We start from the raw sequence: 16,271 nt of genomic DNA, 5'->3' as shown, positions 1-16,271 counted from the left end.
CCCGATGCCGAACTGGACCGACCGCCTGCGCCGCTGGGCGCTGCCCGCCCTGGCCGCGCTGGCCGTGGCCGGCTGCGCCCGTACCGAGCCGGGCACCACCACCGTGCGCTTCTGGGCAATGGGTCGCGAAGCCGAGGTGGTCAGCGAACTGATCCACGAGTTCGAGGCCGAGAACCCGGGCATCAAGGTGGATGTGCAGAACATCCCGTGGACGGCCGCGCACGAGAAGCTGCTGACCGCGTTCGCCGCCGATGGCCTGCCGGATGTATGCCAGCTCGGCAATACCTGGGTACCGGAGTTCGCCGAGCTCGATGCACTGACCCCGCTGCAGCCGTTCGTGCAGCATTCGCGCGTGGTCGATCCCAAGGATTACTTCCAGGGTATCTGGGATACCAATGTGATCCACGGTGAGCTGGTGGGCGTGCCGTGGTACGTCGATACCCGCCTGATCTACTACCGCAAGGACCTGCTGGCCAAGGCCGGCTACGACCACCCGCCGCGCACATGGCAGGAGTGGGATGAGCAGATGGCGGCGATCAAGCGCATGCAGGGGCCGAACCGCTATGCCGTGCTGATGCCGATCAACGAGTTCGAGCAGCAGTTGTCGCTGGCGCTGCAGCAACCCGATCCGCTGCTGCGCGATGACGACACCCGCGGCAATTTCGCCAGCCCCGGGTTCCGCCGCACGCTGGCGTTCTACGCCAACATGTTCGAGCAGGGCTGGGCGCCGAAGATGTCCGAGACCCAGATCTCCAATGTCTGGGACGAGTTCTTCCGCGGTTTCAACGTGTTCTATATTTCCGGTCCCTGGAACATCCGCGAATTCAAGAAGCTGCAGCCCAGGGAGCTGGAAGGGCAGTGGGGTACCGCCGCACTGCCGGGCCCGGACGGTCCGGGCGCGGGCATCGCGGGCGGCACCAGCCTGGTGATCTTCCGTAAATCGCAGCAGAAGGAAGCTTCCTGGAAGCTGATCGAGTTCCTGTCGCGGCCGGAAATCCAGGCGCGCTTCCACTCGATCATCGGCGACCTGCCGCCGCGCCGCAGCACCTGGAGTGCGCCGTCGCTGGCCAACGATCCGCTGGCTGCGGCCTTCCGAGACCAGCTGGAGCGGGTCAAGCCGACGCCGAAGGTGCTGGAATGGGAGCGCATCGTGCAGGAAATGCGCATCGTCACCGAGAAGGTGGTGCGCGGTGGCCTGCCGCAGGACAAGGCCGTGGACGAACTGGACCAGCGGGTGGACAAGGTGCTGGCCAAGCGCCGCTGGATGCATGAACAACAACGCCTGCAGCAGCGCGTTTCGTCGCCGCAATCGAGCAGTGCCGTGGCCGCCGGGAGCGCGCAATGAAACGTACTTCGCTTGCCGGCTGGATCTTCGCCGGCCCTTCGCTGATCGTGCTGGGCGTGTTCTTCGGCCTGCCGGTGGCCTCGGCGCTGGCGCTGAGCGTGACCGACTTCGACCTGTACGCGCTGGCTGACAGCAGCAACCTGCGCTTCGTCGGCCTCGGCAACTACATCGACCTGCTGCAGACGCCGATGTTCTGGAAGTCGCTGTGGAACACCACCTACTTCGTGCTGATCGGCGTGCCCCTGTCGATCGGCGTGTCGCTGGGCGCGGCGATGCTGCTCAACGCACCGGCCGCGCGCTTCAAGGCGCTGTTCCGCACCGCGCTGTTCGCTCCGGTGGTCACCACGCTGGTGGCGGTGGCGGTGATCTGGCGTTACCTGTTCCATACCAGTTATGGCCTGGTGAACTACGGCCTGGGCCATCTGGGCATCAGCCCGATCGACTGGCTGGGCGATCCGAACTGGGCGATGCCGACCATCATGCTGTTCGCGGTGTGGAAGAACTTCGGCTACAACATGGTGATCTTCCTGGCCGGCCTGCAGGCGATCCCGCATGACCTGTACGAGGCCGCACGCATCGACGGCGCCTCGCGCTGGAAGCAGTTCCTGCACATCACCCTGCCGATGCTCGGCCCGGTGCTGTTGGTGGTCGGCGTGATCACCGTATCCGGCTACTTCCAGCTGTTCGCCGAGCCGTACGTGATGACCCGTGGCGACCCGCTGCAGAGCACCGTCAGCGTGCTGTATTTCATGTTCGAGGAAGGCTTCAAGTGGTGGAACCTGGGACGCGCCTCCGCGGTGGCGTTCCTGCTGTTCCTGATCATCCTGGCGGTGACCACCGTGATGCTGCGCTTTGGCCGCAAGAGGCAGTTGGTATGAGTCGTGAAATCGGCCAGTCGCGCTGGCACCCGTGGTGGATCAACGGAGCGTTGCTGGTGCTGGCCCTGGTCAGCCTGGCGCCGCTGTTGTGGATGGTCTCGGTCTCGTTCATGCCGCAGGGCGAGGCGAGCCATTTCCCGCCGCCGCTGCTGCCTTCGCATGTGACCACGCACAACTACCATGAGCTGTTCGCGCGTACCGGCATGGGCGGCAACTTCGCCAACAGCCTGCTGGTCTCGCTGGGCATCACGATCGGCTCGCTGCTGCTCAACACCATGGCCGGTTACGCGTTCGCCAAGTTGAACTTCGTTGGCCGCGAGCGCCTGTTCCAGGTGCTGATGGCGGCGCTGGTGATCCCGGCGCAGGTGGCGATGCTGCCGCTGTTCCTGCTGATGAAGCAGCTGGGGCTGGTCAACAGCTTCGGTGGCGTGATCGTGCCGGCGCTGGCCAGCGTGTTCGGCATCTTCCTGGTGCGCCAGTACGCGCGTTCGATCCCGGACGAACTGCTGGAAGCGGCCCGCATCGACGGGGCAGGGGAGCTGCGCATCTTCTTCCAGATCGTGCTGCCGATGCTCAAGCCGGTGCTGGTGACCCTGGCGATCTTCACCTTCATGGGGGCATGGAACGATTTCATGTGGCCGTTGATCGTGTTGACCGACCAGGAGCACTACACTTTGCCGGTGGCGCTGGCCACCCTCTCGCGCGAGCACATCATGGACGTGGAAATGATGATGGCCGGCGCGGTGGTCACCGTGGTCCCGGTGCTGGCGCTGTTCCTGGTGCTGCAGCGGTATTACATCCAAGGTCTGTTGCTGGGGAGCGTCAAGGGATGAAGCGAGCGATCGCCGTTGGACTGGGCCTGTTGTGGACCTCCCTGGCGATCGCCGCACCTCCGGCGCTGCCGGCACCGAAGGTGCTGGACGATTTCGACGACGTCGGTGCCTGGACGCTGGTGCTGTCCGACCAGGTGAGCGGTTCGCTGCGGCCGGTCAGTGGCGTCGGCGGTGGCCGTGCGCTGTGCCTGGATTACGACTTCCATGAGGTCTCCGGCTACGTCGGCATCCGCCGCGGACTGAACATCTCCTATCCGGCCAATTACCGTTTCGGCTTCCAGCTGCGTGGCGACTCGCCGGGCAACGACCTGCAGTTCAAGTTGATCGACGCCAGCGGCGACAACGTCTGGTGGGTCAACCGGCCCGGCTACAGCTTCCCCAAGGCGTGGACGCCGGTGGAGTACCGCCGGCGCCAGATCGACAAGGCGTGGGGGCCGTCGCCCGAGAAGGAGATGACGCGCAGCGCCGCGGTCGAGTTCACCATCTACAGCAAGGTCGGTGGGCGCGGTACGGTCTGCTTCGACAAGCTCACCCTGCAGGGGCTGCCGCCGCAGGATGAGTCGGCGCTGCAGCCGTCGGTGATTGCCGATACCGCTACCGCGCTGCAGGACCGCATGATCGATGGCAAGAGCGATACGTTCTGGATCAGTGGTGGCGTCAAGCAGCAGACCATCAGCCTGGACCTGCACAAGAGCCGCGAGATCGGCGGTGCGGTGATTGACTGGCTGCCGAACCTGGAGGCGCGCCGCTACACCGTGCGTACCTCCGAAGACGGGCGCGACTGGCGCACCGTGCGCGAGGTGACCAGTGGCGCGGGTGGCCGTGACTGGCTGGCGCTGCCGGACACCGATGCGCGCTACGTGCGCTTCGACCTGCAGGATGGCCCGAACTGGCGTTACGGCATCCGTGACATCGCGCTCAAGCCACTGGCCTTTGCCGCCACCCCGAACGCGTTCCTGTCCTCGGTGGCTGCCGACCTGCCGCGCGGCGCGTTGCCGCGTGCCTACGTGGGTGAGCAGCCGTACTGGACCCTGCTTGGCCTCGATGGTGGCCAGGAGCAGGCGCTGATCAGCGAAGACGGTGCACTGGAGCCGGCCAAGGGCAGCTTCAGCATCGAGCCGTTCATCCGCCTCGATGGCAAGCTGCTGGACTGGTCCAAGGTGGCCATTACCCAATCGCTGCAGGATCACTACCTGCCGATCGCCAATGTCGACTGGGTGCACGAGAAGGCCGGACTGGCGGTGACCAGTTTCGTGCAGGGCACCCCGGAGCGCGCGCAGCTGATCGGCCGCTACCGGTTGAGCAACCCGGACAAGGTCGCACACGAATACACCCTGGCACTGGCGATCCGCCCGTGGCAGGTCAACCCGCCGACCCAGTTCCTCAATACTGTCGGAGGCTTCAGCCGCATCGATGCACTGGATGTCGGCGACCAGCTGGTCCGGGTCAACGGTGAGCCGCGCATCTACCCGTTGCAGGCGCCGGACGCGCGCTTTGCCAGCACGTTCGATGGCAAGCTCGACGTGATGCATCTGGAAAGCGGCAAGTACCCGGCCACCACTGCGGTCAAGGACAGCACCGGCATGGCCTCGGGCGCGTTGCTGTACACCATCAAGCTGGAGCCGGGGCAGAGCCGTGAAGTGGCGGTGGTGCTGCCGCAGACCGGTGGCTGGACGCCGAAGGCGCTGGATGTGGGCAAGGCGCAGGCGCAGGTGGCCGAGCAGTGGCGGCAGAAGCTGGGCGTGGTCTCGCTGCAGGTGCCGGCCGCCGGCCAGGCGCTGGTCGATACCCTGCGTACCGCCGTCGCGCACATGCTGATTTCACGGGTCGGGCCGCGCCTGCAGCCGGGCACGCGCTCGTATGCGCGCAGCTGGATCCGCGATGGCGCGATGATTTCCGAGGGTCTGCTGCGGATGGGCCGCAGTGATGCGGTGCGCGACTACATCAACTGGTACGCGCCCTACCAGTTCGAGAACGGCAAGGTGCCATGCTGCGTCGATGCCCGCGGCAGCGACCCGGTGCCGGAGAACGACAGTCATGGCGAGCTGATCTACAGCATTGCCGAATACGGGCGCTATACCGGCGACACGACCTTCGTCGAGCTGATGTGGCCGCATGTGCAGGGCGCCTACACCTACATGGAGAAGCTGCGCGGCAGCGAGCGTACCGAAGAGAACCGTGCCCGCAACCCGGCCTTTTACGGCATGATGCCGGCCTCGATCAGCCACGAGGGCTATTCGGCCAAGCCGATGCACTCGTACTGGGACAACTTCTGGGCGCTGCGTGGCTACAAGGATGCGGCATTGCTGGCGACCCAGCTCGGCAAGGTCGAGGCGATGCAGATCGCCGAATCGCGCGACCAGTTCCGTGATGACCTGCAGGCCTCGCTGCTGTCGGCCATGCAGCAGCACAACATCGACTATCTGCCCGGCTCGGCCGAGCTGGGTGATTTCGACGCGACCTCGACCACCATCGCACTGGCCCCTGGCGGAGAACAGGGCCGCCTGCCGCAGCAGGCGCTGGAAGCGACCTTCGAGCGCTACTGGAAGGAATTCGTCGCCCGTCGCGATGGCAAGCGCGAATGGAAGGACTACACGCCCTACGAGTGGCGCAACGTGGCGGCGTTCGTGCGCCTGGGCTGGCGCGACCGCGCCTGGCAGGCCACCGGCTTCTTCTTCAAGGACCGTGCGCCGCAGGCCTGGAACCAGTGGGCCGAGGTGGTGTCGCGCACGCCGCGCAAGCCGTTCTTCGTCGGTGACCTGCCGCATGCCTGGGTCGCTTCGGACTTCGTGCGCTCGGCGCTGGACATGTTCGCCTACACCCGCGACATCGACGATGCGCTGGTGCTGGCCGCGGGCGTTCCGACCGCCTGGCTGCAGGGCGAGGGCATCGCCGTGCAGGGCCTGCGCACGCCGCAGGGGCAGCTCAACTACCGCCTGCAGCGCAGCGACAAGCAGCTGCTGCTGGAGCTGCAGGCCGGCCTGGTGCCGCCGGCAGGCGGCGTGGTGCTGCCGTGGCCGTATGCCGGTGATCCGGGCGAGGCCACCGTCAACGGCGAGCAGGTCGAGTGGGTCAACAAGGAACTGCACGTGCACCAGTTGCCGGCTCGCGTCGAGATCGATGTGCCGGGCGCGCTGCGCCGCGCCGAGCGCAAGGGGCCGTAACCATGAAACAGCAGATGGCGAGGGTGCGCACGTCGGTGCGCGCCCTGGGGCTGGCGATCGTGCTTGCCGTGCCTGGGCTGGCGTGGGCGCAAGCCGCGCCATCGGCGGCAGCGACCGCCAGCGCGCCGGGCATGGGCATGGTCACCTTCAACCTGCACCACGATCGTGAGGACTGGCCAAGCCGTCGCCGTGCCATCCTGGCCGAGCTCAAGCGTCTGCAGCCGGACGCGGTTGCGCTGCAGGAAGTAATCCAGCGCCGCAACGTACGCAACCAGGCGCAGTGGCTGGCCAGCCAGCTCGGCTACCGGTACGTATTCGTGTCGACCGATCCGGTCGGCGCGCCCAAGCGTTACGGCAATGCACTGTTGACCCGGCGCCCGATCCTTGCCCAGGGGGATCATCTGCTGCAGCCTCTGGATGATTACCGCACCGTGGCGCACCTTCGCATCGATGTCGATGGCAGGCCGGTGAATGTCTACGCCACCCACCTCAACGAGCGCAGCGACGACAGCGGACAGCGCATCCGTCGCACCCAGGTCGAGGACCTGCTGCGTTTCATTGCCGCAACGTCGGCCGGGGCACCGGTGGTGATCGCCGGTGACTTCAATGCGCTGGTGGATGCCGGCGACCTGAGCGAGCTGCGCAGCCGCTATGGTGACAGCTACGGCAGCGTGCACGTCAATACCGACCTGGCCGGGGTCAGTACGCTCAACCGCCACTATTACCAGGCTCCATCGCGGATCGACCACATCTTCTTCCAGCAGGACGCGATGGTGGCGCGCGAAGCCGAGATCCTGTTCGATCAGCCCGACGACAGTGGTCGCTGGGCCTCGGACCACTACGGTGTGTGGACCCGGCTGCAGTTCGCGCCCACGCCCTGAGGCACACACCGCCGCGTGGTAGCGGCCAACCCTGGTTGGCCGCGATACCGCTGGCAGCGCCGACCAGGGTCGGCATCTACCGGGGCTCACATGCAAAAACGGCGGGGATCATCGATCCCCGCCGCGTGTTACTGCCGTTGCGAAGGCCGGTCAGTTGGCCGGCGGCGTGCGCTTGGCAGCCTCTTCGTCTTCTTCGTCGGCCTTGGCTTCGGCTGCCTGTGCGGCGGCATCGGCATGGCCATCGGCGATCGGCGCGATCGACGGCGTCACCACCGCCTCGGCGACCGGTGCAGCGGCTTCCACCGGCGCGGCTTCCACCGCCAGCGGGGCGACCGGCTGTTCGACGATCGGCGCGGTTTCAACGACCGGCTTCACTTCAGCCAGCGGAGCCGCCTCGACCACCGGCGCCGCCTCAGCCACGACCGGCTTCGATTCCACCACCGGTGCAGCTTCGGCCACAACCGGCTTCGCCTCGACCACCGGAGCCGCCTCAGCCACGACCGGCTTCGATTCCGCGACCGGTGCAGCTTCGGCCACGACCGGCTTCGCCTCGACCACCGGAGCCGCCTCAACCACGGCCGGCTTCGATTCCACAACAGGTGCGGCCTCGGTGGCAACCGGCTTCGCTTCAACCACGGGGGCCGCAACGGCCACCGGCTGGGCCGGGGTCGCGGCATCGATGGCGTCGAGCATGCTGGTCTGCACCGGCGAGGACACGGCTTCGGCCTTGGCTGCAGCGTCCACCGGAGCCTGCGCTTCCTCCACGACCGGTGCGGTAGCGTCGACCACGGTGCTGCTCACCACTGCGACCGGCGCGGCGACCGCCGCAGCGGCGGCGCGGACCGGCTTGCTGTTCTCGCCAGCGGCCGGCTCGGCTTCGTCGTCGAAGTCGAACTCCGGCTGCGAACGGGCCGGCTGTGCAGCGCTGACCGCAGCGTTTCCAGCGGTGCTGTCGAGGTTGGATTCGGCGCCTTCGGCGTCATCGCCTTCGTCACCGTCGTCCTGGTCATCGCCCAGCGCGTCGCTGCCAGTGGCGTTCTCGGCGCCACCGCGACGACGACGACGGCCACCACGGCGGCCACGACGACGGCGGGTTGCGCCTTCGCCAGCCTGATCACCGTTGGCGTCGGTTGCAGCCTCTTCAGCGGCCACGACACCCGCCTCGGCTTCGTTGCCGGCATTGGCAACGGCGTCGAGCGGTGCTGCGGCCTCAGCCGGAGCCACGGCAACCGGAGCTGCCGGTGCGGTGGCTTCCTGCGCGGTCACCGCATTGGCGGCGACCGCGGTAGCCGCCACGGCCGCAGCGGCGGTCACGGCTTCGGCCGGGGCTTCGGCGGCGTTGCGCTGCGGCTTCTCGGCCGGCTTGTCGCCGTCCTGCTGCGGGCGCGGCTGCTTGGGCTGCTTCAGCTTCGGCTGCTGCTGCGGGTTCTGGCCCTGCTGCTCGTTGCGCGGCTTGTTCTGCTGCGGCTGCTGCTGGCCATCCTTCTGCTGCGCATCCTTCTGCTTGCCCTGCTGCGGCTGCTGCTGGGCATTGCCGTTGTTGCCGTTGCGGCCATCCTTGCGCTGCTCACCGCGGTCCTTGCGGTTGCCGCCGTCCTTCTGCGGCTGGGCGTTGCCATTGCCAGCGTTGCCACGGGTGTCGTCGCGACGGTCCTTGCGGTCCTTGTTGCGATCCTTGTTGCGGTCCTTGCGGCCACCGTCCTGCGGCTGGCGGGCAGCGGGAGCTGCCGGTGCCGGTGCCGGTGCCGGTTCGCCACCGAACACGCGCTTCAGCCAACCGATCACGCCGCCGCTCGGGGCTGCGGCCACCGGCGCTGCAACGACCGGAGCCGGAGCGGCTGCGGCCGGCTCCGCTTCCTCGCGCACCGGGGCGGGGGAGGTGTGCTTGACCTGGGTCACCGCCGGCGGCGGGATGTTCAGCTGGCCCTTGGTCAGTGCATGCACCGGCAGCTTGCGCGGGGTGCCGCGCTGGTAGCTGGGCTTGTTGCTCTCTTCACCCAGCTCGTTCTCGCGCAGGCGGGTCACGGTGTAGTGCGGGGTGTGCAGCTGCTCGTCGGCGACGATCACGATCGGCGCTTCGTGGCGCTGTTCGATCTCACGCAGGGCGCTGCGCTTTTCGTTCAGCAGGTAATTGGCGATCTCCACCGGGGCCTGCACCAGCACCTGTCCGGTGTTCTCCTTCATCGCATGCTCTTCGGCAACGCGGATGATCGAGAGCGACAGCGATTCGACGCTGCGCATGCGGCCGTGACCGTCGCAACGCGGGCAGACGATCTGGCTGGATTCGCCCAGGCTCGGACGCAGGCGCTGGCGGCTCATTTCCAGCAGGCCGAAGCGCGAGATGCGGCCGACCTGCACGCGCGCACGGTCGTACTTCAGCGCGTTCGCCAGGCGGTTCTCGACCTCGCGCTGGTGCTTGTTGGAGGCCATGTCGATGAAGTCGATCACCACCAGGCCGCCCAGGTCACGCAGGCGCAGCTGGCGGGCCACTTCCTCGGCGGCCTCCAGGTTGGTCTGGAACGCGGTGTCCTCGATGTCGCTGCCCTTGGTGGCGCGCGAGGAGTTCACGTCGACCGCGGTCAGCGCTTCGGTCTGGTCGACCACGATCGAGCCGCCCGACGGCAGGCGCACGTTGCGCTCGTAGGCGCCTTCGATCTGCGATTCGATCTGGAAGCGGTTGAACAGCGGGATGTCGTCCTTGTAATGCTTGAGCTTGCGCAGGGTCTGCGGCATCACCTGCTGCATGAACTCGCGGGCGTGCTCGTACATCTCCTCGGTGTCCACCAGGATCTCGCCGATGTCGGCGCGCAGGTAGTCACGCAGGGCGCGCACGATCAGGCGCGATTCCTGGTAGATCAGGAACGGGGCCGGCTTGCTCAGCGCCGCTTCGGCGATGGCACGCCAGACGTTGAGCAGGTAGTCCAGATCCCACTGCAGCTCTTCGGCATCGCGGCCGACGCCGGCGGTGCGGATGATCACGCCCATGTCGTCGGGGATGTTCAGCTTGTCCAGGGCGTCCTTCAGTGCCGCCCGGTCTTCGCCTTCGATGCGGCGGGAGACACCGCCCGCGCTCGGCGAGTTCGGCATCAGCACCATGTAGCGGCCGGCCAGCGAGATGAACGTGGTCAGGGCAGCGCCCTTGTTGCCGCGCTCTTCCTTGTCGACCTGGACGACGATTTCCTGGCCTTCCCTGAGCAGCTCACGGATGCCGGCCTTGTTGTGGTCGACACCGGCCTGGAAGTAGTCGCGGGAGATTTCCTTCAGCGGCAGGAAGCCATGGCGGCCACCACCGTATTCGACGAAGGCCGCTTCCAGCGAGGGCTCGATGCGGAAGATCCGGCCCTTGTAGATGTTGGACTTCTTCTGTTCCTTCGACGGCTGTTCGATGTCGATGTCATACAACGACTGGCCATCCACGATGGCAACACGCAGCTCTTCAGCCTGCGTGGCGTTGATCAGCATTCGCTTCATTGTTGCGTTCCTCGCAAGCGGCTACCGCGCGGAACGCCATGGGGTTTCGCCTCTGGATACGGCTCGCCGCCCATTCGCGCAAGCGCGGGGAGGGCGGCTTGGGTTTCCAGCGCTATGACACCACGGCAGGCCGCGGGAGCGCTTCACTCTTATGGGTTTTGGGTGTTGCAGGGCCGCAGGCAGCTGTCAGCCAGGCTGGAGCGCCACGCGGGACATGTTCAGCACGGTTGCGTGTCAGGCATCCGGCGATGGCCGGGAAGGCCGGTGAGCCGCTAACATGGCCGCCCCGCGGGCGGTGGTCGCGCACTGTGCCGGATTCGTCGGAAGCTGGGCTTCTGGCCCTGAGTAACTTCCAACGAAATCAATCCCTTATCTCGCCGCCCGAGTGTAACAGAATAAACAGCCTGATGACCGCCCAAGACCCCACCAAGCCCGCTGGCGACAAGCCTTCCGTGCGCATGATCACCGTTCCCGCCGACCGCGCCGGCCAGCGCCTGGACAACTTCCTGCTCGGCCAGCTGAAAGGGGCCCCGCGCAGCCTGGTCTACAAGCTGGTGCGCAGCGGCCAGGTGCGGGTGAATGGTGGCCGCGCCAAGGCCGAGCGCAAGCTGGAAGCGGGCGATGAGGTGCGCGTGCCGCCGGTTCGTCTCAGTGAGGAAGGAGACAAGGCCGGTCCCCCGGAGGCGTTCATGCGCCGCCTGGAACAGGCCATCGTCTTCGAGGACGCACGCCTGCTGGCCCTGAACAAGCCTTCCGGCGTGGCCAGCCATGGTGGCAGCGGCATCAGCTTCGGCGCCATCGAGACGCTGCGCGCACTGCGTCCGGGCCAGACCCTGGAGCTGGTGCACCGGCTGGATCGCGATACGTCCGGCCTGTTGATCGTGGCCAAGAAGCGTTCGGCGCTGAGTGAGCTGCAGGCGCTGCTGCGTGAAGACCACGGCGCGGGCATCCGCAAGCGCTACCTGACCCTGCTGGCCGGGCGCATGCCCGATGGCGTGATGACGGTCGACGCGCCGCTGCACGTGGGCCTGCGCCAGGGCGGCGAGCGCCACGTGCAGGTCAATGCGATCGGCAAGGAATCGATCAGCCACTTCAGGGTGCTGGAGCGGCGCGGCGGCCATTCGTACTGCGAGGTACGCATCGAAACCGGCCGCACCCACCAGATCCGCGTACACGCCCAGCATCTGGGACACCCGGTGGCGGGTGACGACAAGTACGGCGATCCGGCAGTCAACAAGCGGCTTCGTGAGCAGATCGGGCTGAAACGCCTGTTCCTGCACGCCGCCTCGCTGGAGTTCGCGCTGGACGCAGGCAAGACCCCGTACGTGCTGAACGCACCGCTGGCCGATGAGCTGGTCGAGGCGCTGGACCGGCTCCGCTGAAGGTGGCGCCGGGTGCTGTCCGGCGCTTCCGTTGCAGAGCCGAGCCCATGCCCGGCTGTCGGGCCTATCAGCCGAGCGCAGGCTCGGCTCTACAGGGCGTGGCGCAGGCCCTTCACCACTTGAACAGCACCAGGCTGATCGCCAGCGTTCCCATGCCCGCCACCAGCCCGTACACGGTCTCGTGGCCCTTGGCGTAGCGCTTGGCCGCCGGCAGCAATTCATCCAGGGCCAGGAACACCATCACGCCGGCGATCAGCCCGAATACCCAGCCGAAGGTTGCGTGCGACAGTGACCCCGACAGCAGCACATAGCCGATCGCTGCGCCGACCGGCTCGGCCAGGCCCGACAGCAGGCTGGCGGTAAAGGCATAGGCCTTGTTCTGGGTGGCGAAGTACACCGGCACCGCGATCGCGATGCCCTCGGGAATGTTGTGGATGGCAATGGCGAACGCCAGTGGCATGCCCACCGACGGGCTTTCCAGTGTGGCGAAGAAGGTTGCCAGGCCTTCCGGGAAATTGTGCGCGGTGATCGCGATCGAGGTCAGCAGCGCGACCCGCTTCAGGTATTCGCGGCTGTTCTCGCGGAACGCGGGGTCCTGCTTGTCCAGGCTGTCATGCGGGTTGGGGATGAAGTGGTCGATCAGCACGATCACGATCACCCCCAGCAGGAAGGCCAGGGTGCCGTAGGTGAAGCCGGTGCGCTCGCCATAGGCCAGCGCGAACGAGGCGATGGACTTGTTGAGGATCTCCGACAGCGAGACATAGACCATCGCGCCGCCGGCGAAGGCCAGGCCGAACGCCAGCAGGCGGGGATTGGGCCGGCGCGAGAACAGTACGAGCAGGCTGCCGATGGCGGTGGCGAGGCCGGCCGCGAGGGTGACCGCCAGTGCGATCCAGACGTTTTCGGGGGGAATCTGCAGCATCTACCGACGCGGTCCTGGTCAACAGACAACCGCCCCGGACTGGGCCGGGGCGGCAAGGGCGAGGCGGGCGTCGGCTGGCCTCGTCGAGGTGCGGCCGATCAGCCGCCGCGGCGCAGGCGCTCTTCGATGGCGAAGCACTGGTCCGGCTTCGGCTGCGGCGGGTTGAAGCTGACCGGGACCTGGATGGTGGCCGGCACCGGCTGGCCATTGCGGGTGGCCGCGTTGAACTGCCAGCCCTGCACGGCGGTCTTGGCCAGCTCGTCCAGCTGCGGGTTGCCGGCGCCGGTCAGCAGGGCGACCTCGCTCGGCTTGCCGTCGGTGCCGATGGTGACCTTGAACGTGCTGGTACCGCCCACGCCCATGCAGGCCAGTTCAAGCGGGTACTGCGGCGGCGGTGTCTTCACCGCGGCGACTTCGGTCGGCGCCGGCGGCGGCGGTGCCGGCGGTTCGGATGAGCCACAGCCGGCCAGGCCGGTCGCAGCGATCAGGGACAGGCTCAGCAAACGTACGTTCATGGCAGTTGCTCCGTCAGGGCCGAAGTCTTTGCCGCGCAGATGAAGTCGTTCTCGCTCAGGCCGCCCACGTCGTGGGTGGAATAGCGCACGACCGCGCGGTCGTAATGCACGCCGAGGTCCGGATGGTGGTCCTCACGGTGGGCGATCCAGGCCAGTGCGTTCACGAAGGCCATGGTGGCGTAGTAATCCTTGAAGCGGAAGGTGCGCAGCAGGGCCTGGCCGCCCTCGCTCAGCTCCCAGCCGGGAATCTGCGGCAGCAGCTCGGCCAGGCGGGCTTCGCCGAGCTTGTGGTCGCTGCCTTTGCGCGGCACGCAACGGGCCTGGGCCAGTGGAATCAGGTCGGCCATGGGAATCTCCACCTCGTGTTGACTGAACAATGCGCCGGACGGTGTATAAACCGAATGAGCGGCTGACGCTTACTTGGCTAGAATAGCCTGATGATCCAGATCTCCGACACTGCCCAGACCCATTTCCGCAAGCTGATCGAACGCGAGGGCGTGCCCGGCATGGGCGTGCGCCTGAGTGCGGTCGATCCCGGTACCCCGCGCGCCGACGCCCGGCTGGAGTTCGCCGAGCCCAGCGACCTGCTCGGTGACGAGTGGGCGGTGGATTGCGATGGCTTCACCCTCTATGTCGATGCGAGCAGCGTCGGCTGGCTCGACGGCGCCGAGATCGACATCGTTGCCGGGACCGCCGGTGCCCAGCAGCTGACCATCAAGGCGCCGCGGATCAAGGGCGAAGCGCCCGGCGATGCCGCCTCGCTGGTGGAGCGCGTGCACTGGGTGGTGGAAAACGAAATCAATCCGCAGCTGGCCTCGCATGGCGGCAAGGTGGCCGTGCAGGAAGTCTCGGCTGAAGGCGTGGTGCTGCTGCGCTTCGGTGGCGGTTGCCAGGGCTGTGGCATGGCCGACGTGACCCTCAAGCAGGGCATCGAGAAGACCCTGATGGGCCGCGTGCCGGGGGTGACCGCGGTACGCGACGCCACCGATCACGATAGTGGCCATGCGCCGTACATTCCTCGCGGCAACGCCGCCTGATCGCTGACGCGTGCCTCTGACCCGGGCCGAGCATCTCATCGACCTGCTGCTGGCACGCCAGCAGCCGCGTTCCGTCCTCGAAAAGACCACCCGCCTGCCCTATGGCTGGGCGCTGTGGCTGCGTTCGCTCGGCCCGTTGCCGCCTTCGTTGCACGCCCGCGAGGTGATCGCGGTGCTGCTGCCGCGTCCGCTGCCCGGGCCGCCGGGGCGGTCGCCACAGCTGCCTGCCTGGCAGGCGCTGCGCCGGCTGTTCTGGCAGGACTGGGATGCGGCGCCGCGCGACCAGCGCTGGATGCGCTGGACCTCGGCACTGGCCAGTGCGCTGCTGCACCTGCTGTTCTTCGTGCTGCTGCTGTGGGTGGCGGTGATCCGCACCACGGCCCCGGAAGAAGAGGGGGCCGAAGGCGAGCGCGTGCAGGTCGAATTCGTCGGCCGCGCGAGCCAGGAAGGTGGCGGCGACCAGCCCGGTGCGGATGCCGCGGCGGCAGCGGCAGCCGCCGGACAGGTGGCGGCCGGCAGGGCGGCGGGCGCGGCCAGCGCACCCGAGCCGCGACCTGCTGCAGCGTCGGCGCCTGCAGCTGCGCCGGTGCCCGTGCCAACGGCCAGCGTGCCGGCGCCGCCCTCTGAAACCGAGCCCGCTCCGGTCGCGGCGCCGCCGCCGTCTCCGGTGCAGGCCACCGAGGTGGCCGAGGCCAGCACCGATTTCGTGGTGCCTCCGGTCAGCGTGCCGCGCACCGAAGTGAGCATCGTGCCGCGCGACACCCCCCTCGCCGTGCGCGAGCGCAGTGTGCAGCCGGTACAGGCACCGCCCGCGCCGGTGGCGGTGCATGCGCCAAGCGTCGCCGTGCGGACGCCGCAGGTGCGCGATATCCAGGTGCAGGAACGCGAAGTCAGTACGGTGGACGCACCGGTGGTGCCACAGCCGCTGCGCACGGCCGATGTGCCGGTGCGCGTTGCGCAACGGGATGTGCAGGTCCGCGAGCGCGAAGTGCAGGCGGTGGTTGATCCGCAGGTGCGGATGGCGAGCGTGGCCGGCCGCGAACCCGCCGTGCATGCACCTGCGGGCCGCGATGTGCAGGTGCGCGAACGCGAAGTGGCCTCGGCTCCGGTGGCGGCGGCTTCAACGTCCAGCGGCAGTGCGGCGCAGGCCAGCAGCAGCGCGCACGCGTCTGCACCCGCCACCACACCGGCCCAGGCCGGCGCGCGGCCGGCGCCGGACCCCGGCAACTGGGCCACGCCGGCCAAGGGGGATGACTGGGGGGCCTCGAGTCGCAACCGTGACGGTGCCAGCAGTGGCGCCCGCCAGGCCAGCACGTCCGGCAAGGGCGATGGCCTGTTCAATGCCGATGGCAGCGTGCGCGTGCCCGGGCAGGAAGGCAGCGGTCACGCCGAGCGCGGCGCGCCCGGGGGGGCCAACGATGGCTGGAGCAAGGAGCGCATCGCCCAGTCCGGCACCTGGCTGAAGCGCCCGCCGTACGACTACACGCCAACCTCGTTCGACAAGTACTGGGTGCCGCAGGAATCGCTGCTGGCCGAGTGGGTGCGCAAGGGCATCAAGTCGATGGAGATCCCGTTGCCGGGGACGCGCTCGAAGATCTCCTGCGTGATCTCGATCCTGCAGGCCGGCGGCGGCTGCGGCCTGACCAATCCGAACATGCAGGACCAGCCGGCAGTGGCGCGGCCGCCGCCGGACATCCCGTTCAAGAAAGAGCTGCAGGAAGACAACGGCAGCCGCTAGCGGCTGCCATCGCAGGATGCAACAGACGTGCTGGCACGTTCTGGTGGATGCCAACCCCGGTTGGCACGAGCGCCGACCAGGGGCGGCCTCTACCCGGGGATTGGC

12 protein-coding genes are annotated in these 16,271 nt (G+C 67.8%); 8 read left to right on the top strand and 4 right to left on the bottom strand.

The window, feature by feature from the left end; all coding sequences use genetic code 11:
* The first annotated feature begins 4 nt into the window (after positions 1-4).
* From Q0P60_RS03420 to Q0P60_RS03400, 5 genes are read left to right on the top strand one after another with little or no spacing between them, the layout of a single operon-like run.
* Positions 5-1,345: a sugar ABC transporter substrate-binding protein gene (locus Q0P60_RS03420; RefSeq protein ID WP_294988232.1), complete on the top strand. Its 1,341-nt coding sequence runs from the start codon at positions 5-7 to the stop codon at positions 1,343-1,345.
* On the top strand, positions 1,342-2,223 hold the full coding sequence (locus Q0P60_RS03415; RefSeq protein WP_005410323.1) for a sugar ABC transporter permease: 882 nt from the start codon (positions 1,342-1,344) through the stop codon (positions 2,221-2,223). Before Q0P60_RS03420 ends, Q0P60_RS03415 begins: the two co-directional genes overlap by 4 nt.
* Positions 2,220-3,056 carry a carbohydrate ABC transporter permease gene (locus Q0P60_RS03410; protein ID WP_294988229.1) on the top strand — a complete coding sequence of 279 codons (837 nt, stop codon included), beginning with the start codon at positions 2,220-2,222 and terminating at the stop codon, positions 3,054-3,056. Before Q0P60_RS03415 ends, Q0P60_RS03410 begins: the two co-directional genes overlap by 4 nt.
* The gene (locus tag Q0P60_RS03405; protein ID WP_294988227.1) at positions 3,053-6,220 is read left to right on the top strand and encodes a discoidin domain-containing protein; all 3,168 of its coding nucleotides are present in this window, start codon (positions 3,053-3,055) and stop codon (positions 6,218-6,220) included. The genes Q0P60_RS03410 and Q0P60_RS03405 overlap by 4 nt, the downstream gene beginning before the upstream one ends.
* 2 nt (positions 6,221-6,222) lie before the next feature.
* Positions 6,223-7,101 (top strand): endonuclease/exonuclease/phosphatase family protein, encoded by an 879-nt coding sequence (locus Q0P60_RS03400; RefSeq protein WP_294988225.1) that lies wholly within the window; start codon positions 6,223-6,225, stop codon positions 7,099-7,101.
* A gap of 150 nt (positions 7,102-7,251) precedes the next feature.
* On the opposite strand, the gene Q0P60_RS03395 is transcribed toward Q0P60_RS03400, so the two are convergent.
* Positions 7,252-10,572, bottom strand: coding sequence for an Rne/Rng family ribonuclease (locus tag Q0P60_RS03395; protein WP_294988223.1), 3,321 nt, complete (start codon positions 10,570-10,572; stop codon positions 7,252-7,254).
* A 407-nt stretch (positions 10,573-10,979) separates the two neighbouring features.
* Between Q0P60_RS03395 and Q0P60_RS03390 the strand changes: the two genes are divergently transcribed.
* A complete protein-coding gene (locus Q0P60_RS03390; RefSeq protein ID WP_294988221.1) occupies positions 10,980-11,954 on the top strand; it encodes an RluA family pseudouridine synthase in 975 nt (324 codons plus the stop codon).
* Between the two features lie 112 nt (positions 11,955-12,066).
* Here Q0P60_RS03390 and zupT read toward each other — a convergent pair whose 3' ends face one another.
* The 3 genes from zupT to Q0P60_RS03375 all read right to left on the bottom strand — a co-directional run bounded on the left by zupT (position 12,067) and on the right by Q0P60_RS03375 (position 13,738).
* Positions 12,067-12,876, bottom strand: coding sequence for a zinc transporter ZupT (gene zupT, locus Q0P60_RS03385; protein WP_294988219.1), 810 nt, complete (start codon positions 12,874-12,876; stop codon positions 12,067-12,069).
* A gap of 98 nt (positions 12,877-12,974) precedes the next feature.
* Positions 12,975-13,391 carry an energy transducer TonB gene (locus Q0P60_RS03380; protein ID WP_294988217.1) on the bottom strand — a complete coding sequence of 139 codons (417 nt, stop codon included), beginning with the start codon at positions 13,389-13,391 and terminating at the stop codon, positions 12,975-12,977.
* The gene (locus tag Q0P60_RS03375; protein ID WP_294988215.1) at positions 13,388-13,738 is read right to left on the bottom strand and encodes a 4a-hydroxytetrahydrobiopterin dehydratase; all 351 of its coding nucleotides are present in this window, start codon (positions 13,736-13,738) and stop codon (positions 13,388-13,390) included. The genes Q0P60_RS03380 and Q0P60_RS03375 overlap by 4 nt, the downstream gene beginning before the upstream one ends.
* 90 nt (positions 13,739-13,828) lie before the next feature.
* On the opposite strand from Q0P60_RS03375, the gene Q0P60_RS03370 reads away from it, so the two are divergent.
* Positions 13,829-14,428, top strand: a complete 600-nt coding sequence (locus Q0P60_RS03370; protein ID WP_294988213.1) for an NfuA family Fe-S biogenesis protein — start codon at positions 13,829-13,831, stop codon at positions 14,426-14,428.
* A gap of 10 nt (positions 14,429-14,438) precedes the next feature.
* Entirely contained in the window at positions 14,439-16,166 is a 1,728-nt protein-coding gene (locus Q0P60_RS03365; protein ID WP_294988211.1) for a hypothetical protein, read from the top strand.
* The last annotated feature ends 105 nt before the right edge of the window (positions 16,167-16,271 follow it).

This window comes from uncultured Stenotrophomonas sp., from assembly GCF_945952405.1.
Classification (GTDB): domain Bacteria; phylum Pseudomonadota; class Gammaproteobacteria; order Xanthomonadales; family Xanthomonadaceae; genus Stenotrophomonas.
The sequence above is the reverse complement of the archived record's forward strand: the minus strand, read 5'-3'. Positions and strand labels throughout refer to the sequence as shown.